This is a genomic window from Streptomyces sp. NPDC045846, from assembly GCF_056431605.1.
In genome coordinates this window covers 90,966-117,117 of record NZ_JBWKKJ010000007.1, presented here as the reverse complement: position 1 = coordinate 117,117, position 26,152 = coordinate 90,966, and the positions used below count along the sequence as shown (strand labels likewise).

Below are 26,152 nucleotides of genomic sequence, written 5' to 3'. Positions count from 1 at the left end.
CTATGGGGCGCGGAACCTAGAAGTCCTCGTCGAAGCCCACCGAGCCCTCGACCGCCACCTGGTAGGCGGACGGGCGGCGCTCGAAGAAGTTCGTCAGCTCCTGGACGCCCTGGAGCTCCATGAACGAGAACGGGTTCTGCGAGCCGTACACCGCCGGGAAGCCGAGCCGGGTCAGGCGCTGGTCGGCGACGCACTCCAGGTACTCGCGCATCGACTCGGTGTTCATGCCGGGCAGGCCGTCACCGCACAGGTCGCGGCCGAACTGGAGCTCGGCGGCGACCGCCTCCTTCAGCATGTCGGTGACCTGCTGCTCAAGGGCGTCGTCGAAGAGGTCCGGCTCCTCCTTGCGGACGGTGTCCACGACCTCGAAGGCGAAGTTCATGTGCATGGTCTCGTCGCGGAACACCCAGTTGGTGCCGGTGGCGAGGCCGTGCAGCAGACCCCGGCTGCGGAACCAGTAGACGTAGGCGAAGGCGCCGTAGAAGAACAGGCCCTCGATGCACGCCGCGAAGCAGATCAGGTTCAGCAGGAAACGGCGGCGGTCGGCCTTGGTCTCCAGGCGGTCGAGCTTCTCCACCTCGTTGATCCACTTGAAGCAGAACTGCGCCTTCTCGCGGATCGAGGGGATCTCCTCCACCGCGTCGAACGCGGCCGCGCGGTCCTCCGGGTCGGGGAGGTAGGTGTCGAGCAGCGTCAGATAGAACTGGACGTGCACGGCCTCCTCGAAGAGCTGGCGGCTCAAGTAGAGCCGCGCCTCGGGGGAGTTGATGTGCTTGTAGAGGGTGAGCACCAGGTTGTTGGAGACGATCGAGTCGCCCGTCGCGAAGAACGCGACGAGGCGGCCGATCATGTGCTGCTCACCCGGCGTCAGCTTCGCGAGGTCGGCGACGTCGGAGTGGAGGTCGACCTCCTCGACGGTCCAGGTGTTCTTGATCGCGTCCCGGTAGCGCTCGTAGAAGTCCGGGTAGCGCATGGGACGCAGCGTCAGCTCGAAGCCCGGGTCGAGGAGGTTCTTGTGTTCGGTGTCGCTCATTACTGGCAGGCCTCGCAGGACTCGGGGTTTTCCAGGGAGCAGGCGATGGCGTCGGCGTCGGGCGCCGCCTGCTGGACGGGGATGGTGGTCGTGGCCTGGGCGGCGCGGGCGATGCGGGTCGCCGGGCGCGAGCGCAGGTAGTACGTCGTCTTCAGACCCTGCTTCCAGGCGTACGCGTACATCGACGACAGCTTGCCGATGGTGGGCGTCTCCAGGAACAGGTTGAGCGACTGCGACTGGTCGAGGAAGGGGGTGCGGGCGGCCGCCATGTCGATGAGGCCGCGCTGCGGGATCTCCCACGCCGTGCGGTACAGCGCCCGCACGTCGGCCGGGATCCAGTTGAAGTCCTGGACCGAACCGCTGGCCTCGCGCAGCGCCTCGCGGGACTGGGCGTCCCACACGCCGAGCTTCTTGAGCTCCTCCACCAGGTAGCCGTTCACCTGGAGGAACTCACCGCTCAGCGTCTCGCGCTTGAACAGGTTGGAGACCTGCGGCTCGATGCACTCGTACACGCCCGCGATGGAGGCGATGGTCGCGGTCGGGGCGATCGCGAGGAGCAGCGAGTTGCGCATGCCGACCCGGGCGACGCGCTCGCGCAGGGCAGCCCAGCGCTCCGGCCAGTTCAGCTCGACGTCGTAGTGGTCGGGGTGCAGCACGCCGCGCGCGGTGCGGGTCTTGTCCCAGGCGGGCAGCGGGCCCGACCGCTCGGCGAGGTCGGTGGAGGCCTCGTACGCGGTCAGCATGATCCGCTCGGCGAGCTGCGTGGACAGGGCCTTCGCCTCGGGGGAGTCGAAGGGCAGGCGCAGCTTGAAGAAGACGTCCTGGAGGCCCATCGCGCCCAGGCCCACCGGGCGCCACTTGGCGTTGGAGCGGCCCGCCTGCTCGGTCGGGTAGAAGTTGATGTCGACGACCCGGTCGAGGAAGGTGACGGCGGTGCGCACGGTCTGGTCCAGGCGCTCCCAGTCGATGCCGTCGCCGACGACGAACGCGCCGAGGTTGACCGAGCCGAGGTTGCAGACGGCCGTCTCCCCGTCGTCCGTCACCTCCAGGATCTCGGTGCACAGGTTCGAGGAGTGGACGGTGTGGCCGGGCTCCGCGGTCTGGTTGGCGGTGCGGTTGGAGGCGTCCTTGAAGGTCATCCAGCCGTTGCCGGTCTGCGCGAGGGTGCGCATCATGCGGCCGTACAGGTCCCGCGCGGGCATGGTCTTGCGGGCGAGCCCGGCGGCCTCGGCCTTGCGGTAGGCGGCGTCGAACTCCTCGCCCCACAGGTCGACGAGCTCGGGCACGTCGGCCGGCGAGAACAGCGACCACGTGCCGTCGGCGTCGACCCGGCGCATGAACTCGTCCGGGATCCAGTGCGCGAGGTTCAGGTTGTGGGTGCGCCGCTGGTCCTCACCGGTGTTGTCGCGCAGCTCCAGGAACTCCTCGATGTCGGAGTGCCACGTCTCCAGGTACACCGCGGCCGCGCCCTTGCGCCGGCCGCCCTGGTTGACCGCGGCCACCGAGGCGTCGAGGGTCTTGAGGAACGGGACGATGCCGTTGGAATGGCCGTTGGTGCCGCGGATCAGCGAACCGCGGCCGCGGACGCGGGAGTAGGAGAGGCCGATGCCGCCCGCGTGCTTGGAGAGCCGGGCCACCTGGTGGTAGCGGTCGTAGATGGAGTCGAGCTCGTCCAGCGGCGAGTCGAGGAGGTAGCAGGACGACATCTGGGGGTGCCGGGTGCCGGAGTTGAAGAGCGTGGGGGAGGACGGCAGGTAGTCCAGGCGGTTCATCAGGCCGTACAGGGACGCCACTTCGTCCAGGGCGCGCACCGACTCGTCCTCGGCGAGGCCGGACGCCACGCGCAGCATGAAGTGCTGGGGCGTCTCGATCACCTTGCGGGTGATCGGGTGGCGCAGCAGGTAGCGGGAGTAGAGGGTGCGCAGCCCGAAGTAGCCGAAGCGGTCGTCGGCGCCGTCGGCGAGGGCCGTGTCCACCAGCGCGTCGAGGCGGGCGGTGTGGGTGCGTACGAAGTCGGCGGTGCGGTCGGCGATCAGGCCCTCGCGGTGGCCGACGGCCACGGACGCGGAGAAGGCGACCGAGCCCTGGCTCGCGGCCTCTTCGGCGATGGTGATCGTCAGGAGCCGGGCGGCGAGGCGGGAGTACGCCGGGTCCTCGGAGATGAGCCCCGCGGCCGCCTCGGTGGCCAGGTCCCGCAACTCCGCCTCGTCCGAACGGGCGTTGCGGCCCCGCAGCGCGGCCGCGGCGACCCGGCCGGGGTCGGTGTCCGCGAGGTCGGCGGTGAGCTGCGTCAGGGTCCGCAGCAGCGCGGTCCCGGGCGCGTCGACCGGCTCTTCGGTGATCGCTGAAGCGGGATCCGCAGGGGCGATGGTCACGTGGGGGCACTCCCTCGCTCGGCACGGGGCCCTTCGGGGGAGGCGTCGGCGCGCGTGGGGCAGCCCTCAGCGCGTCGTCCACCGGCCCAACCGCGAGGCCCGGACGTCTGGCACCCGGTTCGGTCGACCCGGATGCGCCGTCGGCAGGTCCTCGGACTCGATCCATACAAAGCCGTACGGATCACACCGTTGCGGGACAGTTCCGGATTCACACCGGATTCCCCTGCGGCGACAGCGAGGACGAGCATACATGTGGGGGGCGTGGTGTGCGGCACCCCCCACATGTTGTGTGTTGTGTCGCTGAGGGGCGCCACACGGAAGCTCAAGGACTGGGTGCGCTGGGCCGCTCATGACGCAGGGCCGTGGCACCCGGGGTGCCACGGCCCTGCGTCGTTCAGTGGAACCTCAGTGCGCCGAGCCCGCCGTCGCCGGGGGGAGCTCCGTGGCGACGCCCGGGTCGCCCGCGTCCGCCGTGTAGTCCTCGGGCGAGGTCTCGTCGACGCCGTCGGGGGCCTTCAGGGCGCGCAGGACGACGGTCAGGACCACCGTCACCACGACGTTCAGGACGAACGCGGTGAGACCGATGTAGCCGATCTCGCCGATGCCCGGGATCTCCTTCGAGGAGCCGCCGAAGTGCTTCTGGGTGGGCGAGGCCACTCCGTACGCGGCGAGCGTGCCGTAGGCCATGCCGACCGCCCAGCCCGCGAGCAGCGCCCAGCGGTGGAACCAGCGCGTGAACAGGCCGCCGACCAGGGCCGGGAAGGTCTGGAGGATCCAGATGCCGCCCAGGAGCTGGAAGTTGATGGCGACCGTCTTGTCCATGGTCAGGACGAAGACCAGCGCGCCGATCTTCACCACGAGCGAGACCAGCTTGGAGACCTTGGCCTCCTGCGCGGCCGTCGCGTCCGGCTTGATGAAGTCCTTGTAGATGTTGCGCGTGAACAGGTTCGCCGCCGCGATCGACATGATGGCCGCCGGGACGAGCGCGCCGATGCCGATCGCCGCGAAGGCCACGCCCGCGAACCAGTCCGGGAACATGTCCTCGAAGAGCTGCGGGATCGCCAGCTGGCCGTTGCTGACCTTGACGCCCGCCGCGATGGCCATGAAGCCGAGCAGCGCGAGCAGGCCCAGCATCAGGGAGTACAGCGGCAGGATCGTGGTGTTGCGGCGGATCACGTTGCGGCTGCGCGAGGACAGCGTCGCGGTGATCGAGTGCGGGTACATGAAGAGCGCGAGCGCCGAGCCGAGCGCGAGGGTGGCGTAGGTCCACTGGCTCTTCTCGCCGGGCACGATCGCGCCGGTCGGCTTGCCGCCGGGCGGACCGGCGAACTTGTGCTGCGCGGCGCTGAAGATGGCGTCGAAGCCGCCCAGCTTGATCGGGATGTAGATGATCGCCACCGCGATGACCAGATAGATCAGACCGTCCTTGACGAACGCGATCAGCGCGGGGGCCCGCAGCCCGGAGGAGTAGGTGTACGCGGCGAGCACCGCGAACGCGATGAGCAGGGGCAGGTCCTTCATGAACCAGTTGTTGGACTCGCCGCCCACTCCCATGACGTCAAGGACGGCCTGGATGCCGACCAGTTGGAGCGCGATGTAGGGCATCGTGGCGAGGATGCCGGTGATGGCGACCGCGAGGGAGAGGCCCTTGGAGCCGAACCGGCCGCGGACGAAGTCCGAGGTGGTGACGTAGCCGTGCTTGTGCGAGACCGACCACAGGCGCGGCAGGAAGGTGAAGATCAGCGGGTACACGAGGATCGTGTAGGGCACGGCGAAGAAGCCGGCCGCGCCCGCCGCGTAGATCGCGGCCGGGACCGCGACGAAGGTGTACGCGGTGTAGAGGTCGCCGCCGAGCAGGAACCAGGTGACCCAGGTGCCGAACGACCGTCCGCCCAGGCCCCATTCGTCGAGCGTGGCCGCGCTTTCGGCGGTCTCGGCCTTGCGCCAGCGGGCGGCCATGAAGCCGATGACCGTGACGGCCAGGAAGAAGAAGATGAAGACGCCGAGCGCGACGCCGTTCACGCCGTCCTTCACGCGGACGCACCCCCCTTCTTGTGCTCGGAGGTGTCGCGCGAGCGCTGGTCGTGCTGCCACAGCTTGTACGCGATCATCGTGAGCGCGGTCGAGATCAGCACCCAGAGCATCTGGTACCAGTAGAAGAACGGGATGCCGCCGAGCGCCGGACCGGCCTTGGCGTAGGAGCTCACCCACAGCATCGCCACGAAGGGCGCGATCAGGCAGAGCGCGATGACCACGCGCAAGGGCGTGATCACCGGTCTCTTCACTTCCGTCGATTCCGGCATCGGGCGGCTCCGTCCCCTCACGATCACCTGTGCGTTGGATCACTTGGTAATGCGCAGGAAATCTAGGGGAGAGATCCGGTCAAGGGAACCCCCGTCCGGATTCCGGACGGGGCGCGTCGCCTGTCACGCCGTCAGAGCCAGCCCTCCTTGGCCGCGCGGACGCCCGCCTCGAACCGACTGCGGGCGCCCAGCCGGGACATGAGCTCCGAACTCATCCGGCGGACCGTCCGCAGGGACACCCCGAGCCGCCGGGCGGCGATGTCGTCGGTGCTGCCGATGCCGAGGAGCAGCAGCAACTCCCGCTCCTGCGGGGAGAGGTCGTGCTCATTGCGGCGCGGGGCCTCGCCGAACGGGGTGCCCGACTCCCACAGCTGGTCGAAGAGCACGACCAGCGCGTTGACCAGGCCCCGGCTGCGGACCTCCAGGGCGCCCGCCCGCGCGTCCTCGGGGTCCACCGGGACCAGGGCCGCGCTGCGGTCGACGATCACCATCAGCATCGGGACGACGGGCACCGTGCGCGCCTCGCCGCCCAGTTCGCAGTACCACCGTACGTACTCCAGCGTCGGCGCGTCGTTGCGGAAGCTCTCCTGGTAGATGCTGCGGATGCGCACCCCGCGCTCCAGGGCCAGCTCGTCCAAGGGCTGGCTGGCGTCCATGGTGTCGGGCAGCTGGGCGCCGCCCGGCAGCAGCGAGAGGCACTCGGCGCGGGCGCTCGCGGCCAGGTCCTCCAGGCGTTCGCGCACCGCGTCCACGCCCTGGATGCGGTCGACGACGTCGTGCCGGAAGGTGCCGCCCGCGCTGAACTTGGCCAGAATCGCGGCCACCGCCTGCTCGGCCCGCTCGACCTGGCGCCTGCGCTTGGTCAGTTCGGCCTCGGCCCGCGAGAGCAGGAAGGCGAAGCCGACGTCGGGGCTGAAGGGGGCGATGCCGTCGGCCGCGTCGTCCATGAGGACGAGCTTGAGGTCGGCGAGGTGGGCCAGCGCCTCCCGGACCTCCGCTTCGGCCCACCCCAGATGCTCGGCCAACTCCGGTACGCCGTAGTCCGGTTGCTCCAGCAGCAGCCGGTAGACGGTTTCCGTGGACTGCTGGATTCCGAGTGCCTCGAGCATGCGGGTTCCCCCAGGTTCGCGTATGCCGATACGTCACTGTCCGTGGCCCGATGGTTCGGCCAGGGGGATGGTATGGCCGCGCGGCAATCTAGGTCTAGACCAATAAGATGGCGGTGGGGTGGCCGGAAGGTCACTTGTGGTGGGCTTGGTGTGTGTTTCGGGTGCGCGGGGGAGCGCGGGCTTTCGCAGCGCCGCCAGGGCGTGGAGCAGGGCCGGACCCAGCAGGGCCGCGCCGCCGAGTCCCGTGACCAGAACGGCCAGTTCCACTTGGGGGCCGAGCCCGATGGCCAAAAGTGGCAGGGCGACGACGAGCCCGCCACCGCGCGGCGCGGGCCCGCCCGGACCGGACGACAGGAGGCACCGGTCGAGCGTGTCGGGGAAGCCGAAGGCGCCGACCACCAGCGGGACCCACCCGGTCACCGCCCCCGTCGCGGGCCCCCGGAGCAGCCAGGAAACCGCGCCGTACTGCCAGAGCAGCACCAGGAGCCCGCACGCCGCGACCGCCGGCACCAGCGCGCACAGCACCGCCCGAAGGGCCGTCCCGGCGGACCGCACGCGCCCCGCCACGACGAAGCCGACCAGCCCCACCGCGACCAGCGCGGCCGGGACGGCGCGGTACACACCGTGCACCAGATCGGGTTCGGGCACCCCCGACCCCCCGACCAGCACCCCGGCACCGGCCAGCGCCGACCGCACCTCCGCCGTCGTCCGGCGGCCCGCTGCCGTCATCGGCTCCCCGGTGGGCACCACGGCGACCAGCGCGGAGCCGTCGTGACGCCAGGCCGCGCCGCGCGGGGCGGCGGCCGTCAGCACGCCGGGAACCTCGCGGGCGGTGGCGGCCACGCGGTCGGGCCCTGTGCCCGAAGGGGCCAGCACATCAAGGGGGTTGAGCACCCCGGAGGGAATCCCGGCGGCCGTCAGCTGGTCGAGTCCGTCGCGCGCGGGGCCGTGCGCCACCAGCGCCTCGGCGCGCGGGTTCCCGGCGGTCAGCAGCCCGGCCGCGCCGGTGAGCAGCGCCAGCGCCAGCAGGGTGCCGAACGCGAGCAGCCGGGGGGCGCGGCGGCGCGCCCCGGCCGCCGGGCGGGCCGCCGCGCGGCCGGGCAGCCAGGACAGGAGTGCGGGGGCCAGGGTCAGCGCCGCCAGCGACGCCGCGCCGCAGACCGCCGCTCCCGCCACGCCGATTGACCGCAGGAAGGGGACGGGGAACGCCGCGAGCGAGGCGAGGGCCGCGCCCCCGGCCAGGGCGCCGAGCGCGGCCGGACCGGCGGTCGCGGACGCCGCGCGATGCGCCGCGGGCCGGGGCCCCGAGCCTCCGGCGAGCTCCGCCCGCCACGCACCCACCAGGAGCGCCGCGCGTCGCACCGAGAGCGCGAGCGCCGCGACCGGGATCAGGTACACCACCACGAAGCTGAGCTCCGTACTCCCCGCCAGGGCGAGCACCACCAGCAGGGCCGCCACCGACGAGACCGCCGTCAGGAGCAGGGCCAGGAGCGAGAGCAGGGGCCGCAGCACCAGGAGGAGCAGGGCAATCGACCCCAACAGGCAGAGGGACTTGGCCAGTTGGAGGGCGATGCCGGGGCGGGCGGTGGCGCTGTCCTCCTGGAGCGGCAGCACCCCCGTTACATTGACGCGTGCTTCGGGCAGCGCCGCGCGCAGGCCGGTCCGCAGCCGGGCGGTCGCGTCCGCCACGGCCGCGAGCCCGGCCAGGTCCGGCTTCCCCACGTGCGGATGGACCAGGGCGTAGGCGGTGCGGCCGTCGCGCGAGAGGAACGCCGGGTCACCCGTCTCCGCGTACGACAGGACGCGGGTGCCCGGCGGCGTCGAGGCGGTGACGCCGGCGCTCAACCGGGCCGCGGCGGCCGGTGAGCGACCGCTCGTGCCCTGTGGCCAGGTGACCACCGCGACCAGCGGGGCGACGCCCGCGCCGGACCCGTACCGCTCGATGATGGCCGCGTTGGCCCGGGAGCCGGCCTGGCCGGAGGCGGTGAAGCTCTGGTCGAGCCGGTCCAGGTGCGCGGCCGACGCGGCCCCGCCCGCGAGGAGCACCGCCAGCCACAGCAGGCACACCAGCCCGCGGTGGCCGACGCAGAACCGGGCGAGCCCGGCGGCGTACCGCTCAACTCTCCGCATCGAGGCCCGCCGCGTCGAGCCGGGCCCTGACCGCGGCGTCCAGGACGAGGCCGACCGCGTCCAGGGACTCCTCCAGCTGGGCCACCGAGCTCGCCCCGATCACCGGCAGGACCGGCAGCTCGCCGCCCATCGCCCAGGCCAGCACCACCTGCCCCGGTGTCACCCCGAGCTCCTTGGCGACCTCGGCGAGCACCGCGAGCCGCCGGTTGGAACCGGCGTGCCGGTACTGCTCCGGGATCTCCTTGGCCGGGTTGTTGTACGCCCCGGTCAGCTGCGTGGTGTAGGCGACGAAGGCGAGTTCGGGGCGGGTGCGCAGATAGTCGAGCAGTTCCTCCGAGGCGTGCGGGTTCACCCCGAAGTCGGCGCCCGGGCGCGGCTGGAGGTAGGTGTAGCGCTGCTGGACCGCCGCATGGGCCGGGACGCCCGCGCGCTCGGCGGCGCCGCGCGACTCCTCGATCCGCCAGGCGGCGAAGTTGCTGCACCCCGACAGCGAGATCTTCCCGGCGTCGGCGAGTTCCGCGAACGCGCCCATCGTCTCCTCGACCGGCGTCTTCCGGTCGTCTATGTGCGCGTAGTAGAGGTCGATCCGGTCGGTGCCCAGATTGCGCAGGCTGGCCTCCACCTGGCGCCGCAGCACCGGCGCGGACAGCCCCTCGGCGGCCTCGGGCCACGGCGCGTCCAGCGGCTCGGGCAGCGCGCCGACCTTGGTGGCCACCACCATCTCGTCCCGTACGCCCCGGCTGCGCAGCCACCTGCCGATGACGAGCTCGCTCTCGGCGCCGGTGGCGCCCGGCTCCCAGAAGGCGTACGTGTTCGCCGTGTCCAGGAAGGTGCCGCCCGCCTCGTGGAAGCGGTCGAGCACGGCGAACGCGGTCGCCTCGTCGATCCGGGTGCCGAAGGGCAGCGTGCCCAGGCACAGGGTGCTCACCCGCAGGCCGTCCCGGCCGCCCAGCTGTCGGTACTGCATCAACGGTTCATCTCCTCGATATCGGTGGTGGTGATCGTGACGTCCTGCGCCAGGTGGTCGGAGAGACCGCCCGGGTCGCGGAACGCGTACCGCTCGGCGCGGAGCCCGGCGCTGGTGAACACCCAGTCGATGCGCCACAGGCGCGGCTTCCAGCGGGCGTTCCAACTCGCCGGAAACAGCGAGCGGTTGGCGCCGATGGCGTCGCGAGCGGACCGCGGCATCCGGCGGATGTCGCCGATCGCCGCGCTGGTGTTGAAGTCCCCGGACACCAGGAACGGGTGGGGGTTGGCGGCCAGGTCGGCGACCAGCGCGTCGTACTCGCGCAGCCGCGCCCCGTGCCGGCGCCGCATGTCCCGGAAGAAGGCCCGGCCCAGCGGGTTCGTCACGGTCAGCTGGACCGGGATGTGCACGTTGTACGTCGAGACGACGCCGCCCGGCATCGAGAGGTCGACCCGGAGCGAGCACGCGCCCACCGGCACCGGGGGCCCGGCCAGGGGGAAGCGGGACAGGGTCACCGAGTTGTTGTCGATGGCCAGGTGGTGCCCGGGGAACTCGCGGCGCAGCCGCTCCTCGTCGTCGATGTCCCACACCTCGCCGCCCTCGAAGCCGTTCAGATACTCCTGGAGCAGATAGACGTCGGCGGGCAGCGTGTGGAGGAAGGCGTAGAACCGGTCGGGGTCGCGGCCCTGGTTCCAGTGCTGGGTGTTCCACGACACCACCCGGACCCGGACCCGGTCGGGGCTCCCAGGGATCGCTGAACTGCGGCGCAGCGCACCGAAGTTGATGCCGCTCTGGCTCAGACCGCCGACCAGGCAGCTTGCCGCCAGCACCCCCGCCGGGGCGCCGCCGGTGAGCACCGCCGCCGCGAGCAGGGCGGTCGGCACCGCGGCGAAGAGCGGCGGAGGCAGCAGGGAGACGGCGAGCCAGGGCCACCAGCGGCCGTTCAGGGCCAGATGGGCGCCGAGGAAGGCGGCCCAGACGAGGGCGCAGACCATGACGGCGGCAGCGGGAGACACGGTCGGCTCACCTCCCCCCGGCGTTCGTCGGTGCGGGCGGCACCGACACCCAGAGGTCCTGCACCGCGTGGTCGGACAGCTTCTCGGGCGGGTCGAAGGTGTAGCGGTCCGCGGTGACGCCGTGGCCGGTGAACGCCCAGTCGGTGCGCCAGAACGGCTTCCAGCCGCCCTCCTCCCAGCTCGTCGGGTACAGGTCGTCGCTCGCGCTCACCGCGTCGTCGAGCCGTGAGCGCAGGCCGTCGAGCTCGGACATGGCGGCGGTGGTGTTGAAGTCGCCCGCCACCACCACCGGGTTGGGGTTGTGGGCCACGTCGTCCTCCAGCCCGGCGTACTGCGCCCGGCGGGCTCCGAAGCTCTCCCGCATGTGCTGGTAGAAGGCGCCCGTGAGCGGGCCGTCGGTCATGCTGTTCCAGACCGGCATGTGCAGGTTGTAGAACGACACCGTCCGCCCCTTGACCAACAGGTCGGTGCGCAGCACCTTCGCCTCCCGGTAGCGCGTGGCCCAGTCGGCGTCCGGCGCCAGCGCGCGGGCCGGGCCGACGGCGGGCCGCGCGACGACCGGGAACCGGGAGAGCGTGACCAGCTCGCCGTCGACGGTGACCTCGTACCCGGGGAACTCCGCGCGCAGCCGCGCGAGATCGTCCACCGGCTGCCGTCCCTTCCGGTCCGGCGTGAGGTGCTGGTACTCGTGCAGCAGATACACATCGGCCTTCTTCGACTTCAGGAAGGCGTAGAAGTGGTCCTGGGTGCCGAGCAGTTGGTTCCACGAGTTGGTGTTCCAGGCGACGACGCGCACCGAGCCCGGCCGGGCCCCGTGGCCGGACGGCCACAGCGCGCCGGGGTTGAGCCCCGACTGCCCCGCGCCCAGCGCGAGCGCCACGGCCGCGGCGGCCGCGGTGCGCCACCGGTCGGCGCCGCGCGCCAGCGGGATCAGCGCGGCCAGCAGGAGCGGCACCGCCACGAACAGGAACGGGGGTACGGCGCCCGCGAGTTCGCCGAACCAGAACCGCCCGTCCACCGCCCACTCCACCCCCAGGCACACCAGCCAGCCGAGCGCGGCCCAGCACACGAGCCGCCCCGCCCGGCGCCGGGAGGCCAGGGCGGCCGGGGGGTCCGGGACCGGCTCCGTGAGCGTCCCGGCGGGCGGGGTCCGGAGATCAGACACCGGAGACACCAGCCGCCGAACCGAGCGCCGTGCTCTGCGAGGGCCGCGGCTGGGGCGCGTACAGCCGGCGGAAGCGGGGCGAGCACAGCCACTGCACGCCCGCGACGCCGATGGCCGCGAACACGGTCAGGTTCACCAGGAAGTTGACGGCCACGAAGTACCCGAGGAACCACCGCCCCCGGTGCCCGCGCACCACCCGGTACATGTCGAGGTCGCCGAGCACGGCCAGGACGAACAGGAGCGCCGGGAGCAGGGACCACACCGGGCCCCACAGCAGCGGCGCGGCCAGGGCGGCCACCGCGAGCGGCGCGGCGAGGCTCGCACCCGCCCGGGGGCCGGTCACGAAACCGCCCTGGAGGGCGCGTCGGCTCAGGATCAGCGGCACCGCGAGCCGGGCCCGGCTGAACACCTTGTCCAGGACGATCCGCAAGGTGTCGTCGTGGTCGTGCCGACCGCGCACCTCCAGGGAGCTGAGCACCTTGTACCGCTCGGAGATGCGCCGCCCGTAGTCCTGGTCCTCGGTGTGGCGCAGGAGCGGGTTGAACGGGCCGACCTCGTCGAAGACCGCGCGCGGCATCGCCAGGATCGCGGTGTGCACGGTGTCGATGACGCCCTCGGATCTCAGCAGCAGGTAGTACTGCTGGAGCGAGCGGTACTCCTCGATCAGGCTGTCCCGGATGAGGGGCTCGGGCTCGTAAGTGCCGCACACCGCACCGTACTTGACGCCGTCGGCGCCTTCGGCGAGCAGGGCGACCGACCGCTCGATCGCGTCCGGGTGCATCGCCACGTCGGAGTCGAGGAAGACGAGCACCTCGCCCCGGGCCAGTTCGGCGCCGAGGTTGCGGGCCACCGCGACCCCGCTGTTGCGGCCGGTGCTCACCACGCGGGCGCCGAGGGCGGCGGCGATCGCGGCGGAGTCGTCGGTGGAGCAGTCGTCGACGACGATGATCTCGACATGGGGGTAGGTCTGGTGCTGCGCGGCCTGTACGCACAGGCCGATCGAGCGGCCGTAGTTGTAGTTGGGGACGATCACGGAGACCAAGGGCTGCTGGTCGCTGGGCACGGTCTTCACTCCTCGGATCTCTTAGAACAGCACCTTGGCCAGGGAGAGGGCTCCCTGCCGCCACGGCTCGACACTGGTGACGCCCTGCCCCTTGGCCGGGGCGGTCCGCACCCCCTGCTGTGCGCGCCACCAGGCGTAGGTGCGCAGGATCGCGTCCTGGTTGGAGTGGCGCGGGTGGAAGCCGAGCTGCTCGCGGGCCCGGTCGGTGCTGACGTACGAGTCGTCGAGCAGCTTGTGCAGCAGGCGCCCGTAGACCGGCGAGAGGCCGGTGCGCTGGAGGGCGCTGAGCGCGGCGAGCGCGGGCCTGGCGGGCAGCGAGCGGACCCGCTTGCCGTGCCCGGCCGCGTCGAGCACCGCCTGGAAGTCCTCGCGCAGGGTGCCGAACTGGGTCGCGCCCAGGTTGAAGGTGCCGTCCGCGCGCTCGGCCGGCGCCTCCATCGCGGTGACGACCGCGTCCACCAGGTCGTCCACGTCGAACATCTGGATGCGGACGTCGCCCTTGCCGAGCACCGGGAAGTGGCGCCCCTCCTCGGCCCATTCGAAGAGCATCGCGAACAGGCCCATCCGGCCCGGGCCCAGGAACGTCTTGGGCCGCAGGATCGGCAGGCACATCTCCCCGCCCCGGAACCGCTCGGCCACCTCCTCGGCCTCCGCCTTGGCGGCGCTGTAGGTGTCGACGGGCTCGCGCGGGTACTCCTCGGGGGTGGGCACCACCTTGGGCAGCCCGTACACGGCGGTCGACGATATGTGCACGAAGCGCGGCACGCCGTTGGCCTCGGCCGCGCCAAGGGCCGCCTCCGTGCCGCCGACGATCACCGAGCGGATCTGGTCGGCCGGATAGCTGGGCAGCGCGGCCGCGCAGTGCACCACCACGTCCGCCTCGGCGGTGACCCGCTTCATGGCGACGGCGTCCCGCACGTCCGCGACGGTGTGGGCGAGGCGTTCGTGACGGATGCGCGGGGCCCGCAGGTCCACGCACGTCACGTCGTGGCCGTCGGCGAGCAGCCGCTCCACGAGGGTCGAACCGAGCATCCCGGCACCGCCGGTCACCACCGTCCTGGCTACCACAGCGACGACACCTTCTCCTTGACGAAACGGGTGAGCAGACGCGGCAGGCCCTGCGCGAGGGTGGCGTCCAGGGACTCCAGGAAGTACTCGACCTCGTGGTCCTCGGTGATCAGCGAGGGGGCCGCCATTAGCGGGTTGTCGCCGTTGAGCGTGTAGTAGGCGTAGATGCCGTGGTCGCGGTAGAGCGCGTTGACCACCGACGAGGTGATCAGCTTGGTGCGGAAGCGCGGGTCCTTGGTCGTCGCGCCCGGCACCAGCTTGGTCGCCAGCTCCAGGACCTTGGGCCCCTTGTGCAGGAACACCCCGTGCAGCGCGCCCGCGCCGCGCACCTCGGACACCACGTCCGGGTGCTCCTTGGCGATCCGCTCCAGGCCGGGCCCGAGGATCCGCTCGATGGCGCGGGCCCGGGCCGGGTAGTCGTCCTCCACCGCGATGTTGACCGCCTCGATGGCGGTGATCGCCTCCTCGCCGAAGCCGTAGTAGGTGGTGCTGGTCGACTGGAGCAGGGCGTCGGTGAGGTTGTCGTACGCCTTGCGGAACACCGGCTCGCGGGCGATGAACGCCGAGATGGAGGACTTGCCGCCGCCGAACGACTTGGAGGTGGTGAGGATGTCGGGGACCAGGCCCTCGTACCGCATGAAGTAGAAGAGGCTGCCGGTCTTGCCCCAGCCCGTGTAGATCTCGTCGAAGAGCAGCACGATGTCCTCGCGGGTGCACAGCTCCCGCAGGCCGCGCAGGAACTCCTCCGAGCAGACGTTCATGGTGGAGGCGCTCAGCGGCTCGATCAGGATGCAGTAGACGTCCGAATCCCCGTTGGCCGTACGGGACTTGGCGACCTCCGCCGTCACGGCCGCCAGGTCGCCGTACGGGAAGACGCCGACGCCGGGGATGCCGGGGAACTGGAAGGTGGACTGGTTCTGCCCGGTCAGGCTGCCCGAGCCGAGCAGCTTGCCGTGGAAGCTGATGTCGGCCCGCAGCACCCGCGAGCGGCGTCCGCCGTGGTACTTGTACGCCAGCTTGACCGCGCCCTCGACGGCCTCGGCGCCGGAGTTGGGGAAGAACGACATGGTCAGGTCGCCCGGCAGGAGCTGGGCCAGGTTGTGGCCGAGCGCCGCGATGTAGGGCGAGAAGTACGTCTTGTGGACCTCCATCCGGTGCTCGGCCTGGAAGCGCTGCCGGGCGGCCAGGATGCGGGGGTGGTTGTGGCCGTGGTTGAGCACCCCGACCCCGCCGGTGAAGTCCAGGACGCGGCGGCCGTCGCGCTGGTGGATGTAGGCGCCCTCGGCCCGCTCGACCAGCTCCTGGCCGAAGCCGAAGGAGGTCATGAGCGAGACCTGGCTGCGGTTGACGTGGTCCTTGTACAGACCGTGGACCTGCTTGGTGGTCAGCGACTCGCAGTCGTCGACCGAGTACAGCTGGGGCATGGGATCCCTCTTCGTCGGGCGTACGGTCAGGAGGTTGCGGGGGCGGGCCGGCCGGAGCTCCTGGTGAGGAGCAACGCGGCCCCGCCGACCAGGACTTCGCTCACGGTGCAGACGACCCGGCTGGCGACGGCCGCGGCCGCGGCGGCCTGCCAGGGCAGCACCGCCGAGAGCGCGAGCATCAGGACGGCCTCGCGGGCGCCCCAGCCGTCGGGCAGCACGACCACCAGGCTGGCGGCGGCGGTGGCCAGCGCGAAGCCGCCCACGCACACCGGGAGGGCCTTGGCCGCCGGGGCGCCGAGCATCACGGCGAGCGCCCACAGGTGCAGCCCGGACACCGCCCAGGACGCGGCGGCCGAGGCCATCGCCCGCCGCATCCCGGTGTCGCTCGCGGTGGCGGTGGGCGCGGGTCGGCGGGCGAGCCGGGCGCCCAGCGCCGCAAGGGAGTTGATCATCGCGGGCCGGGCGGCGCAGGCCAGCGTGACGGCGACCGGGAGCAGCAGCCACCAGGCGTCGCCGCCCAGCGTCCAGGGCGCGGCGACGGGTCCGATGGTGAGCCCGGTGAGTACGGCCACCATCAGGTTGAGCAGGAACACGGCGACCACCACCGGCCCCGGCACGCCCACCGCGCGGCCCATCCGCACCTGGGCGAGCACGCCCCACACCGCCCCCGGCAGGTACTTGCTGAGGAAGGAGGTGAAGAAGATCCGGGTCGCGACCGCGCCGGGCACTTCCGGCCCGAGGTCGGTGAGCAGGGTGCGCCAGGTCGCCATGGAGAGCAGCACGGCGGCCGTGTTGGCGGCGAGGGCGCCGAGCAGATAGGGCACGGCGCCGGGGCGTACGACCAGGTCCGCCAGGTCGCCGATCCGGTCGTGCAGGGCGAAGCCGATGCCGGTCGCGACGGCGAGCGGGAACAGGACGGGGACGGCCCGGCGCGCCAGGCCCCGAGGGGCGGCGGGGGCGAGGTCGGCGGCCGTCATGACGCGGTGTGGACGAACAGCGCGGAGCCGCCGACCAGGCAGGACCACAGCAGCGCGTTGGACACGGTCACGCGGTCGCGGAACAGGGCCCGGGACGGGTTGCCGCCGCCGGAGTCGACCACGAGCAGCTGGAGGTAGCGGGCGAGGCCGAACAGCGCGAACGGCGCCGTGAGCATCGCGACGGCGGTGCCGTGCGAGCCGAACACCGCGCTGCCCTGCACCTGGAGGACGTAGCTGATGGCCGTCAACCCTGCTGCGAACACGAGGAGTTGGTCGAGGAAGCCGACGGTGTAGCCGCGCAGCGCGGGGCGGTGCAGCACACCGCCCACGCTCATCTCGTGGCGCCGCTTGCCGAGGATCAGCATCAGGCACAGCGAGAAGACGCAGAGCACCAGCCAGTCGGGCACGGGCGAGGAGGCGGCGAGCGCGCCCTGGACGAGTCTGAGGACGAAGCCGAGCGCGACGATGAACACGTCGAGCAGCGGTACGTGCTTCAGGCCCCTGCTGTACGCCGCGTTGAGGGCGAGGTAGGCGGCGACCGGCCACCAGGCGGCCACCGGTGTGACGCCGAGCAGCGCGCAGCCGGCCACGGCGGCGCCGAGCAGGACGAGGAGGACGGCGGCGAACGTGACGGCGGTGCCCACCCCGATCCGGCCCGCGGCGATGGGTCTGGTGCGCTTCTGCGGGTGGCTGCGGTCCCGGTCGCGGTCGCTGATGTCGTTGACCAGGTAGACGAGCGCGGAGGCCAGCGTGAAGGCGACGACGGCCGCCGCCGCGCCGCCGAGCAGGCGCCCGGCCGGGCGCTCGGCGCCGAGCAGTCCGAGCGGCACCACCACCAGGTTCTTCGACCACTGGCCGGGCCGGACGAGGGAGAGGAGGTCACTGAGGAGGCTGGGGGGCCGGGCCTGCTGGGTGCGGGCCGGCTGCTGGGCGAGCGTGGGGCCGAGAGTGGCCATGGACAGGCTCCAGGTGCGGACGGGGCGGCGGGGAACGCCGGGCGGCGGGAGGGCGCTGCGAGGGGGCGTCGCGTCACCTCCGGCCGGTCGCGGGCACGGGGGCGCGGCGGCGGACCGTGGGACCGAAGTCCGGTTCGGTGACCCAGCGCACGATCCCGCGCGCCGCGCCGAGCACGAGCGCGAGGTGCAGGACGAAGTGGACGCCGGTGAACCACAGGAGGAATCCGGGCCCCTTGGTGCGCAGGACGAAGCGGCTGAGCCCCGGGTCCGCGCAGGCGAACAGCAGCGCGCACAGGGCGGGCACGAGCAGCAGCCACGGCGACAGGAGGCCGAGCAGCAGGGTGGGCGGGGCGAGGGCGGCGGCGAGCACGCCGAGCGGCCGGTTGGCGCTGAGGCCGCCCTGCCGCAGCTGTCCGACGGCCGCGACCAGGAGCTGCGAACGCCGGTACTGCTCCCGCAGCATGGGCACGAGCCGGTCGACGTCGTCGTGCCGCCCGGTGACGGTCTCCGACATCCGGATGCGGTACTTCCGCACGAGCCGCCCGCTGTACTCGACGTCCTCGGAGTCGCGCAGGTTCTCGTCGAACGGGCCGGTCTCCTCGAAGACGTGTTTCCAGATTGCGCCGAGCGCGAAGAACGCGGTGCGCACCTCACCGGCGCCGCGGCGGCGCCAGAAGTGGGCGTGCAGGGCGTGGTAGCGCTCGATCGGCCCGTCGTCGAAGAGCGGTTCGGGATCGAGGACGCCGTGGACGCAGCCGAGGCCGGGGTCGTCCAGGAGCTGGTCGACGGCGTTCGCGACGGCGTCGGGGGCGAGCGCGGTGTCCGAGTCGAGGAAGAAGAGGACCTCGCCGCGGGCGGCGGCCGCGCCGAGGTTGCGGGCCGCGGACACGCCCCGGTTGTGCGGGCTCGCGATGAGGACGCAGGGGAACGCACGGGCGATGTCGCGTGAACGGTCGGTGCTCGCGTCGTCCACGACAATGACGTCCAGGGGCTTGCAGGTCTGGGCGAACACCGATTCCAGACAGGCCCGCAAGGTCTTCTCGTAATTGAAATTGGGGATGATGACGGACACGCTCGGGCGGGCCCTGGGCATGGCGATGCCTCGATTTCTGGGGTGCTGGGAATATCAGGCGGAATTCACAGGAGCCTGAAGTCCGTGATGTGGAAGCGGGCGAACTCGGGCGACGCGGCGAGCAGCCGCCCGCAGATGTCCAGGGCGTGGCCGACGGCCTCGATCTCATCCGGACTCTGGAGGTAGAGGGCCAGCCGGATCGACTGCCCGAGGACCAGCGCACGGGCCGGCTCCACATGGCCACGGGGCTCGTCGATGCGCCGGAGCGTTTCGATCACCTGCGTTCTCGTCGGGGGTTCGGCACGGTCCCCGGGAGAAGCGGTCATCGAGATGCCGACGAGATAGATGGGTCAGCCCCAGGAGAATCCGTCGCCGGTGTTTCCGGACGGGACGGGGCTGGTGGTCGCGTCGGCGAATTGATGAGTGCGTGCGGGGGTGTTCGCCGGTGCGGCCAGTACGCAGGCGAGCGAGGCCGCGACCGGAAGCAGGAGAACCGCGATCGAACGGATCCTGGCACGCATGAGAACCACCTTTTCCTGAGGGACGGTATTTCCTTCGGCGAGCTCAAGACTGGCGGACGGCATCCGGGGTGTCACCGGAAAACGGGTGGCCACAACCGCCCGGCAGGACGGTGCCACCTTCGCCGCCCCGCCCGGCGCCGTGATCGCCGGGCTCAGCAGGGGTTCTGCCCGGGCGGGCACCTTGCTGCCAGGCACAAGGTGCCGGAGTTCCGCCGGAGTTGGACCGGAGCCCGGAACGCGCGACGGCCACGCCCGGTGCGGGCGTGGCCGTGGGTGGTGAAAGGAAGGCAGGGGCGCTCAGTCGGCCGGGCGCTTGAGGCGGGCCACGAACTTGTACCGGTCGCCCCGGTAGACCGAGCGCACCCACTCCACCGGCTCGCCCCCGCCGTCCAGCGAGTGCCGCGACAGCATCAGCATCGGCAGGCCCACGTCGGTGCCGAGCAGGCCGGCCTCGCGCGGGGTGGCGAGCGAGGTCTCGATGGTCTCCTCGGCCTCCGCCAGGTGCACCCCGTACACCTCGGCGAGCGCGGTGTAGAGGGAGGTGTACTTGACCAGCGAGCGGCGCAGCGCGGGGAAGCGCTTGGCGGACAGGTGGGTGGTCTCGATCGCCATCGGTTCGCCGCTGGCGAGCCTGAGCCGCTCGATGCGCAGCACCCGGCCGCCCGCGGTGATGTCGAGCAGCCCGGCGAGGGTGTCGTCGGCGGTGACGTAGCCGATGTCGAGGAGCTGGGAGGTCGGCTCCAGGCCCTGGGCCCGCATGTCCTCGGTGTACGAGGAGAGTTGGAGCGGCTGGGAGACCTTCGGCTTGGCGACGAACGTGCCCTTGCCCTGGATGCGCTCCAGACGGCCCTCGACGACCAGCTCCTGGAGGGCCTGGCGCACGGTGGTGCGGGAGGTGTCGAATTCGGCGGCGAGCGTCCGCTCGGGCGGCACCGGGGTGCCGGGCGGCAGGGTCTCCGTCATCTCCAGCAAGTGGCGCTTGAGGCGGTAGTACTTGGGCACGCGGGCGGTGCGGGCGCCGGCGCCCGCCTCCGTCTCGCTGCCGCTGCCGTCGGCGGCCATGGTCTGCCTTCCCGAGTGCTGCGCTGCTGCCGTCACCGGCTCCTCCGTCTGTCGCGGCTCACATGGTGGCACGGACCGGTCACGGGTCGTCGCCCTCCGTCAGGGTGTCGGTCCGGTAACGCGATCGACAAGCCCTTCTTATACACCGCCGCGCGGCGGACGTGCGGGGGAGTGTGCAAGTTGGTCTAAACCATTAAAGCCCAGGAGGTCCGTCCGCGGCAGGCCGCCGGCGGGTGGAGCGGGCCCGTCCGGGCGGTGACGCGGGGGGCTTCGGGCGGCGAGGTGTCGGTCCGATAACGGACGGTCTCAGCGTTCTTATCGACTCTTGACACCCCCATAGGTCTAGGCCAAGCTCCCGGTACTGGTCTAAACCATTAAAGACCAGAACCCAGCCCCACGGGCAGTACTCGTCGTATGTGTCATCGCGGTGGGCGGGGGGTCAGTCATCCCTGAGGAGAGTGGCGTGAAGCGCAAGCTCATCGCGGCCATCGGCGTCGCGGGCATCATGATCGGCGCCGCGGCCTGCGGCGGCAGTGACAAGAAGGACGGCGCCGCGGGGGGCGACGCCAAGGAGCTCACCGTCTGGCTGACGGTGGACGCCCAGAAGAACTGGCCCGAGCTGGTGAAGGCCGCCGACGACGCGATCGTCGCCAAGCACCCCGGCCTGAAGATCAACCACGAGTACTACGGCTGGCCGGACAAGAACGCCAAGCTCGACGCCGTCCTCGCCACCGACAAGGCGCCGGACGTGGTCGAGATGGGCAACACCGAGATGCTGTCCTACTCGATCAAGGGCGCGTTCGCCGAGGTCGACCCGGCGAAGTTCGACAACTCCGCCGCCTGGCTCGACGGCCTCAAGGCCTCGGTCACGTACAACGGCAAGACCTACGGCGTCCCCTACTACGCCGGTGGCCGCACGGCGACCTGGCGCAAGGACATCGCCGCCGAGTCGGGCATCACCGCGACGCCCAAGACGTACACCGAGCTGACCGCCGACCTGGACAAGATCCAGGCCAAGCAGGGCGACAAGTTCAGCGCCTGGTACCAGCCCACCCGTGACTGGTACGCGGCCATGTCCTTCGTGTACGACGCCGGCGGCTCCATCGCCAAGGAGGACGGCGGCAAGTTCAAGGCGAACCTGTCCTCGCCGGAGTCCATCAAGGGCCTCACCGAGTTCAAGAACGTCGTCGACAAGTACATGAAGGGCGACAAGACGAAGGACGAGGCCGACCGGCCGATCGTCTACGGCCAGGGCAAGTCCGGCCTCGTCTTCAGCCCGGCCTGGGAGGGCGCCAACGCCGCCCTGCCGGAGAACGACAAGGTGGGCAAGCTCGCCGACAAGATCGAGAGCTTCGTCATGCCGGCCCCGTCCGGCAAGGCCATGCCGGTCTTCCTCGGCGGCTCGGACCTCGCGGTCCCGGTCAAGTCCAAGGCGCAGCCCCTCGCCGCCGAGTGGATCAACGCGTTCACCGGCACCCAGGGCCAGAAGGGCCTGATCGCCAAGGGCAACCTGCCCAACAACAAGACGGACCTCGCACCGCTGAAGTCGGACCCGAAGACGGCCGTCCCGGCCACCGCGGCCGAGTCCAGCTGGTTCGTCCCGATGGCGCCGGGCTGGGGCCAGGTCGAGAAGGCCCAGGTCCTCCAGACCATGCTGCAGAACATCGGCACCGGCAAGCAGACGGTCGAGGCCGCCGCGAAGGACGCGGACGCCGCGATCGACAAGGTCATCAACACCAAGTGACCTTTTGGGCAGGGCCCCGTCACCGCGACGGGGCCCTGCCCGGCCAGTTCCAGAGAGGGATCACCAGGAGCGCGCGATGAGTGCCGCAGAGACAACCACCGCCAAGGTGCCGCCGGCGCGGCGCGACCCCCTACCGGATGCTGGATCCGGTCAACCCGGCAAGCCGGGGAAGAAGCGTGGCACGGGCGGGGGAGCGGCGGTGCCCTGGGCACTGCTCGCGCCCTGTCTGCTCGTCCTCGCGCTCGTCCTCGGCTATCCGCTGGTACGGCTCGTCACCCTGTCCTTCCAGAAGTTCGGCCAGCCGCAGCTGTGGGGCTTCCAGCCCGCCGAGTCGGTCGGCCTCGACAACTTCACCAACGTCCTCGGCGATGCCGAGTTCTGGCAGGTCGTCGTACGCACCATCCTGTTCGCCGCCACCGCGGTCGTCCTGACCATGGTCATCGGCATGTTGATCGCCCTGCTGCTCCAGCGGGTCTCGGGCTGGGTCAAGACGCTCGTCAACGTGGCTTTGGTGGCGAGCTGGGGCATGCCCATCGTCGTCGCGATCACCGTCTTCAAGTGGATGTTCGACTCCGACTTCGGTGTGCTCAACTGGCTGCTCAGCCAGCTGCCCGGGGTCGAGATGCGCGGCCACAACTGGTTCGCCGACGGCACCCAGGGCCTCGCCGTCATCATGCTGCTCGTGGTCTGGGGCGCGGTGCCGTTCGTCGTCATCACCCTCAGCGCCGGCCTCACCCAGGTCCCCAAGGAGCTCGAAGAGGCCGCCCGGCTCGACGGCGCCGGTTCCTGGGGCGTGTTCCGGCACGTCACGATGCCCATCCTCAAGCCCATCATCGTGATGCTCGCGACGCTCTCGGTCATCTGGGACATGGGCGTCTTCCCGCAGGTCTTCGTGATGCGCGGCGGCCACCCCGAGGCCGAGTTCCAGCTGCTCACCACGTACTCGTACGACAAGGCCTTCGTCGTCAACGACTACTCCCAGGGCTCCGCGATCGCCCTGCTCACCGTGGTCCTGCTGCTGGGTGTGATCGCGGTGTACATGCGCCAGATGCTGAAGATCGGGGACGTCGAGTGAGCATCGCGAACGGAAACAGGGGAGTGACGATGGCTGCCTCCACCGCCGCCGCGCGCACCAGGCCCACCCGCAAGAAGACCAAGCTCGGCTGGAACCTGCTCGGCCTGCTCGTCTTCGTCACCGCGGGCTTCCCGGTCTACTGGATGCTGAACACCGCGTTCAAGCCCGCCAAGGACGCGATCGACCCCGATCCGCACCTGTTCCCGACCAACGTCACCCTGGACAACTTCAAGCGGGCGCTCCAGATCGGCGACTTCTGGGGTTCGATCGGCCGGTCCCTGACCGTCTCCGTCGTCGTGGTCCTGATCGGCATAGCCGTCGGCCTGCTCGCCGCCCTCGCCATCTCCCGGTTCGCCTTCCGCGGCCGCAAGATCGTGATCGTCGGCATCCTCGCGGTCCAGATGGTGCCGCTCGTCGCCATGATCATCCCGGTCTTCCTGCTCCTGAACGACCTCGGGCAGTACGACAAGCTCTCGGGCCTGATCATCACGTACCTGACCTTCATCCTCCCCTTCACGGTGTGGACGCTGCGCGGTTTCATCGTCAACGTCCCCAAGGAGCTGGAGGAGGCGGCCATGGTCGACGGGTGCAGCCGCACCGGCGCCTTCATCCGCGTGGTCTTCCCGCTGCTCGCCCCCGGCATGGTGGCGACCTCCGTCTACGGCTTCATCCAGGCGTGGAACGAGTACCTCTACGCCCTCATGCTGATGAGCCAGAACCACCAGACCGCCACCGTGTGGCTGTCCAACTTCACCACCCAGCACGGCACCGAGTACGCCCCGATGATGGCCGGATCGACCATGATGGCCGTGCCCATCGTGATTCTCTTCCTCCTCGTCCAGCGCAAGATGGCCGCGGGTCTGACGGCCGGCGCAGTGAAGGGATAACCCCGCCCCATGACGACTATGACCACGGGTTCCGACACGCTGACCCGCGACGCCCTCGCCGTCCTCCAGCCCGGGTTCGTCGGCACCAGCGCGCCGGACTGGCTGCTGCGCCGCATCGGCGAAGGCCTCGCCTCCGTCGGCCTGTTCGGCCGCAACATCGTCGAGGCGTCCCAAGTGGCCGCGCTCACCGCCCAGTTGAGGGCCGAGCGGGACGATCTTCTGGTGGCCATCGACGAGGAGGGCGGTGACGTCACCCGCATCGAGGTCCGCACCGGCTCGTCCTTCCCGGGCAACCTCGCGCTCGGCGCCGTCGACGACGTGGAGCTGACCCGTGCGGTCGCCCGCGAGCTGGGCCGCCGGCTCGCCGAGTGCGGCGTCAACCTCAACTGGGCGCCGTCCGCCGACGTGAACTCCAACCCGGACAACCCCATCATCGGCGTCCGGGCCTTCGGGGCCGAGACCGACCTGGTGGCCCGGCACACGGCCGCCTACATCGAGGGCCTCCAGTCCGCCGGGGTCGCCGCCTGCACCAAGCACTTCCCCGGCCACGGCGACACCAACGTCGACTCGCACCACGCGATGCCGCGGATCGACGTGGATCTCGACACGCTGCACAGCCGTGAGCTGGTGCCTTTCCGTGCCGCGATCGCCGCGGGTTCCAAGTCGGTCATGAGTGCGCATATCCTGCTTCCCGCGCTCGACCCCGCCCGTCCCGCCACGCTCAGCCCGCGCATCCTCACCGGACTGCTGCGCGAGGAGCTCGGCTACGACGGGCTGATCGTCTCGGACGCGGTGGAGATGCAGGCCATCGCGGGGACGGTCGGCATCGAGCGAGGCTCCGTCCTCGCCATCGCGGCGGGCGCCGACGCCCTGTGCGTCGGCGGCGGCCTGGCCGACGAGGACACCGTGCTGCGGCTGCGCGACGCGCTGGTCAGGGCGGTACGGGACGGCGACCTCGCCGAGGAACGCCTGGCCGACGCCGCCGCACGGGTGCGTGCGCTGGCGGCGTGGACCCAGCGGGCCAGGGGGGACATGACGGCGCCGGGCGCGGCGGAGCAGGAGGGGACCGCGCCCGGCACCGGCAGCGACATCGGCCTGGTGGCCGCGCGCCGCGCCGCCCGCGTCACCGCGTCCCCGGCGTGGCGCCCGCTGAAGGCGGCCCCGTACGTGGCGACGTTCACGCCCGTCATGAACATCGCGGTGAGCAGCGAGACCCCCTGGAGCATCGGCGGCGAGCTCGCCGCCCTGCTGCCCGGCACCGAGGGCGGCACCTACGGCACGGACAGCGCCGCCGCCGACGTGCTGGCGGCCGCGGGGGAGCGCCGGATCGTCGCCGTGGTGCGCGACGAGCACCGCCACCCGTGGATGGCGGCGGCCCTGGACGCGCTCCTCGCGGCCCGCCCGGACACGGTCGTGGTCGAGATGGGCGTGCCCCGGGCCGCCCCGCGCGGCGCGCTGCACATCGCGACGCACGGCGCGGCGCGGGTGTGCGGCCGGGCGGCGGCGGAGGCCATCGCGGGCGCGTAGAACGCTTTTGAACCACGTGGCGGGGGGGGGGGGGGGGGGGGGGGGCCCCACCCCCCCCCCCCCCCCCCCCCACCCCCCCCCCCCCCCCCCCCCCCCCCCCCCCCCACGTTTGCATGTGCGGGCACCTTCCCTATCTGATGTCCAAAGGGGCCGAGTTTCGGTGTCCGCGAGGGCCGACTTGAGCGGCCAGGCGGAGGGCAGCGCTCCGGTTGTCCCGTCTCCGGGCGTTCAACTCGGCTGCGGACGGCTCTACTTGACAGTACGTATCCTCTCCGTGTCCGGTGCGTGAACCGGTCCGTTTTGCGGCCCGCACGCCGTCAACTTGGGGCTTGACACCGTAAGTTGGTCTAGTCCACCGTGGATGTACGCAAGATTGGTGCAGGTGCCCCCGATCCCGTGAGCGGCACCGAGCGCAAGGAGGTGGCAGCCCAGGCCCTGTCCATGTGGAGACCTCTGCTCTCCACCGGGTGACCGGCCGGCGCGGGGACGCGCCGAGCTCGACACGTCCGGTTGCCACGCGCCTGTTTGCCCTCGCAATGCCCGACTGCGAACCGGTCGGCGCACGCCACGCCGAGGGTCCCGCATCGCCCGGCACTGCGCACGTCCCCGGCCCGGACGGCCGCGAAGGTGCGTGCCGGACGCGAGCACGACCGTATGCCGAAACCACCAGCCGCAGCG

The 26,152-nt window shown here is 71.5% G+C and carries 22 protein-coding genes and 1 riboswitch; of the genes, 4 read left to right on the top strand and 18 right to left on the bottom strand.

What is annotated here, in order from left to right:
* Positions 1-16 precede the first annotated feature (16 nt).
* From AC07F3_RS20790 to AC07F3_RS20705, 18 genes are all read right to left on the bottom strand, one after another.
* Positions 17-1,033 carry a ribonucleotide-diphosphate reductase subunit beta gene (locus tag AC07F3_RS20790; protein ID WP_479115959.1) on the bottom strand — a complete coding sequence of 339 codons (1,017 nt, stop codon included), beginning with the start codon at positions 1,031-1,033 and terminating at the stop codon, positions 17-19.
* Positions 1,033-3,408, bottom strand: a complete 2,376-nt coding sequence (locus AC07F3_RS20785) for a ribonucleoside-diphosphate reductase subunit alpha (protein WP_479115958.1) — start codon at positions 3,406-3,408, stop codon at positions 1,033-1,035. Before AC07F3_RS20785 ends, AC07F3_RS20790 begins: the two co-directional genes overlap by 1 nt.
* A gap of 125 nt (positions 3,409-3,533) precedes the next feature.
* Positions 3,534-3,662, bottom strand: a riboswitch (cobalamin riboswitch).
* A gap of 151 nt (positions 3,663-3,813) precedes the next feature.
* Positions 3,814-5,442, bottom strand: coding sequence for a monocarboxylate uptake permease MctP (mctP, locus tag AC07F3_RS20780; RefSeq protein ID WP_479115957.1), 1,629 nt, complete (start codon positions 5,440-5,442; stop codon positions 3,814-3,816).
* Positions 5,439-5,711, bottom strand: coding sequence for a DUF3311 domain-containing protein (locus AC07F3_RS20775; protein WP_469842676.1), 273 nt, complete (start codon positions 5,709-5,711; stop codon positions 5,439-5,441). The genes mctP and AC07F3_RS20775 overlap by 4 nt, the downstream gene beginning before the upstream one ends.
* Positions 5,712-5,842: 131 nt before the next feature.
* Positions 5,843-6,820, bottom strand: a complete 978-nt coding sequence (locus AC07F3_RS20770; protein ID WP_479115956.1) for a LuxR C-terminal-related transcriptional regulator — start codon at positions 6,818-6,820, stop codon at positions 5,843-5,845.
* A gap of 33 nt (positions 6,821-6,853) precedes the next feature.
* Positions 6,854-8,950, bottom strand: coding sequence for an MMPL family transporter (locus tag AC07F3_RS20765; protein WP_479115955.1), 2,097 nt, complete (start codon positions 8,948-8,950; stop codon positions 6,854-6,856).
* The gene (locus AC07F3_RS20760) at positions 8,937-9,917 is read right to left on the bottom strand and encodes an aldo/keto reductase (RefSeq protein WP_479115954.1); all 981 of its coding nucleotides are present in this window, start codon (positions 9,915-9,917) and stop codon (positions 8,937-8,939) included. Before AC07F3_RS20760 ends, AC07F3_RS20765 begins: the two co-directional genes overlap by 14 nt.
* Positions 9,917-10,933, bottom strand: coding sequence for an endonuclease/exonuclease/phosphatase family protein (locus AC07F3_RS20755; protein WP_479115953.1), 1,017 nt, complete (start codon positions 10,931-10,933; stop codon positions 9,917-9,919). Before AC07F3_RS20755 ends, AC07F3_RS20760 begins: the two co-directional genes overlap by 1 nt.
* A 7-nt stretch (positions 10,934-10,940) precedes the next feature.
* Complete coding sequence (locus AC07F3_RS20750) at positions 10,941-12,098, bottom strand: endonuclease/exonuclease/phosphatase family protein (RefSeq protein WP_479115952.1); 1,158 nt, start codon at positions 12,096-12,098, stop codon at positions 10,941-10,943.
* Entirely contained in the window at positions 12,091-13,161 is a 1,071-nt protein-coding gene (locus AC07F3_RS20745) for a glycosyltransferase family 2 protein (protein WP_479115951.1), read from the bottom strand. Before AC07F3_RS20745 ends, AC07F3_RS20750 begins: the two co-directional genes overlap by 8 nt.
* Positions 13,162-13,182: 21 nt before the next feature.
* Positions 13,183-14,229 (bottom strand): NAD-dependent epimerase/dehydratase family protein, encoded by a 1,047-nt coding sequence (locus AC07F3_RS20740; RefSeq protein ID WP_479115950.1) that lies wholly within the window; start codon positions 14,227-14,229, stop codon positions 13,183-13,185.
* Positions 14,223-15,653 (bottom strand): aspartate aminotransferase family protein, encoded by a 1,431-nt coding sequence (locus AC07F3_RS20735; RefSeq protein ID WP_479115949.1) that lies wholly within the window; start codon positions 15,651-15,653, stop codon positions 14,223-14,225. Before AC07F3_RS20735 ends, AC07F3_RS20740 begins: the two co-directional genes overlap by 7 nt.
* A gap of 26 nt (positions 15,654-15,679) precedes the next feature.
* Positions 15,680-16,630 carry a lysylphosphatidylglycerol synthase domain-containing protein gene (locus AC07F3_RS20730; RefSeq protein WP_479115948.1) on the bottom strand — a complete coding sequence of 317 codons (951 nt, stop codon included), beginning with the start codon at positions 16,628-16,630 and terminating at the stop codon, positions 15,680-15,682.
* On the bottom strand, positions 16,627-17,586 hold the full coding sequence (locus tag AC07F3_RS20725) for a UbiA prenyltransferase family protein (RefSeq protein ID WP_479115947.1): 960 nt from the start codon (positions 17,584-17,586) through the stop codon (positions 16,627-16,629). Before AC07F3_RS20725 ends, AC07F3_RS20730 begins: the two co-directional genes overlap by 4 nt.
* 73 nt (positions 17,587-17,659) lie before the next feature.
* Positions 17,660-18,679, bottom strand: coding sequence for a glycosyltransferase family 2 protein (locus AC07F3_RS20720; RefSeq protein WP_479115946.1), 1,020 nt, complete (start codon positions 18,677-18,679; stop codon positions 17,660-17,662).
* A gap of 44 nt (positions 18,680-18,723) precedes the next feature.
* The gene (locus AC07F3_RS20715; RefSeq protein WP_479115945.1) at positions 18,724-18,936 is read right to left on the bottom strand and encodes a hypothetical protein; all 213 of its coding nucleotides are present in this window, start codon (positions 18,934-18,936) and stop codon (positions 18,724-18,726) included.
* A 72-nt stretch (positions 18,937-19,008) separates the two neighbouring features.
* The gene (locus AC07F3_RS20710) at positions 19,009-19,179 is read right to left on the bottom strand and encodes a hypothetical protein (protein WP_479115944.1); all 171 of its coding nucleotides are present in this window, start codon (positions 19,177-19,179) and stop codon (positions 19,009-19,011) included.
* Positions 19,180-19,476: 297 nt separating this feature from the next.
* Positions 19,477-20,241: a GntR family transcriptional regulator gene (locus AC07F3_RS20705; RefSeq protein WP_479116265.1), complete on the bottom strand. Its 765-nt coding sequence runs from the start codon at positions 20,239-20,241 to the stop codon at positions 19,477-19,479.
* A gap of 463 nt (positions 20,242-20,704) precedes the next feature.
* On the opposite strand from AC07F3_RS20705, the gene AC07F3_RS20700 reads away from it, so the two are divergent.
* From AC07F3_RS20700 to AC07F3_RS20685, 4 genes are all read left to right on the top strand, one after another.
* A complete protein-coding gene (locus tag AC07F3_RS20700; RefSeq protein WP_479115943.1) occupies positions 20,705-21,985 on the top strand; it encodes an extracellular solute-binding protein in 1,281 nt (426 codons plus the stop codon).
* Between the two features lie 76 nt (positions 21,986-22,061).
* Positions 22,062-23,060: a carbohydrate ABC transporter permease gene (locus AC07F3_RS20695; protein WP_479115942.1), complete on the top strand. Its 999-nt coding sequence runs from the start codon at positions 22,062-22,064 to the stop codon at positions 23,058-23,060.
* A gap of 29 nt (positions 23,061-23,089) precedes the next feature.
* Positions 23,090-23,947 (top strand): carbohydrate ABC transporter permease, encoded by an 858-nt coding sequence (locus AC07F3_RS20690; RefSeq protein ID WP_479115941.1) that lies wholly within the window; start codon positions 23,090-23,092, stop codon positions 23,945-23,947.
* 9 nt (positions 23,948-23,956) lie between these two features.
* The gene (locus AC07F3_RS20685; RefSeq protein WP_479115940.1) at positions 23,957-25,474 is read left to right on the top strand and encodes a glycoside hydrolase family 3 protein; all 1,518 of its coding nucleotides are present in this window, start codon (positions 23,957-23,959) and stop codon (positions 25,472-25,474) included.
* The last annotated feature ends 678 nt before the right edge of the window (positions 25,475-26,152 follow it).

Coding starts and splice junctions, on each gene's coding strand:
- AC07F3_RS20790 (WP_479115959.1), bottom strand. CDS start 1,033: ATGAGCGACACCGAACACAAGAACCTCCTCGACCCGGGCTTCGAGCTG.
- AC07F3_RS20775 (WP_469842676.1), bottom strand. CDS start 5,711: ATGCCGGAATCGACGGAAGTGAAGAGACCGGTGATCACGCCCTTGCGC.
- AC07F3_RS20770 (WP_479115956.1), bottom strand. CDS start 6,820: ATGCTCGAGGCACTCGGAATCCAGCAGTCCACGGAAACCGTCTACCGG.
- AC07F3_RS20765 (WP_479115955.1), bottom strand. CDS start 8,950: ATGCGGAGAGTTGAGCGGTACGCCGCCGGGCTCGCCCGGTTCTGCGTC.
- AC07F3_RS20760 (WP_479115954.1), bottom strand. CDS start 9,917: ATGCAGTACCGACAGCTGGGCGGCCGGGACGGCCTGCGGGTGAGCACC.
- AC07F3_RS20735 (WP_479115949.1), bottom strand. CDS start 15,653: ATGCCCCAGCTGTACTCGGTCGACGACTGCGAGTCGCTGACCACCAAG.
- AC07F3_RS20730 (WP_479115948.1), bottom strand. CDS start 16,630: ATGACGGCCGCCGACCTCGCCCCCGCCGCCCCTCGGGGCCTGGCGCGC.
- AC07F3_RS20725 (WP_479115947.1), bottom strand. CDS start 17,586: ATGGCCACTCTCGGCCCCACGCTCGCCCAGCAGCCGGCCCGCACCCAG.
- AC07F3_RS20720 (WP_479115946.1), bottom strand. CDS start 18,679: ATGCCCAGGGCCCGCCCGAGCGTGTCCGTCATCATCCCCAATTTCAAT.
- AC07F3_RS20710 (WP_479115944.1), bottom strand. CDS start 19,179: ATGCGTGCCAGGATCCGTTCGATCGCGGTTCTCCTGCTTCCGGTCGCG.
- AC07F3_RS20705 (WP_479116265.1), bottom strand. CDS start 20,241: ATGGCCGCCGACGGCAGCGGCAGCGAGACGGAGGCGGGCGCCGGCGCC.
- AC07F3_RS20695 (WP_479115942.1), top strand. CDS start 22,062: ATGAGTGCCGCAGAGACAACCACCGCCAAGGTGCCGCCGGCGCGGCGC.
- AC07F3_RS20690 (WP_479115941.1), top strand. CDS start 23,090: ATGGCTGCCTCCACCGCCGCCGCGCGCACCAGGCCCACCCGCAAGAAG.
- AC07F3_RS20685 (WP_479115940.1), top strand. CDS start 23,957: ATGACGACTATGACCACGGGTTCCGACACGCTGACCCGCGACGCCCTC.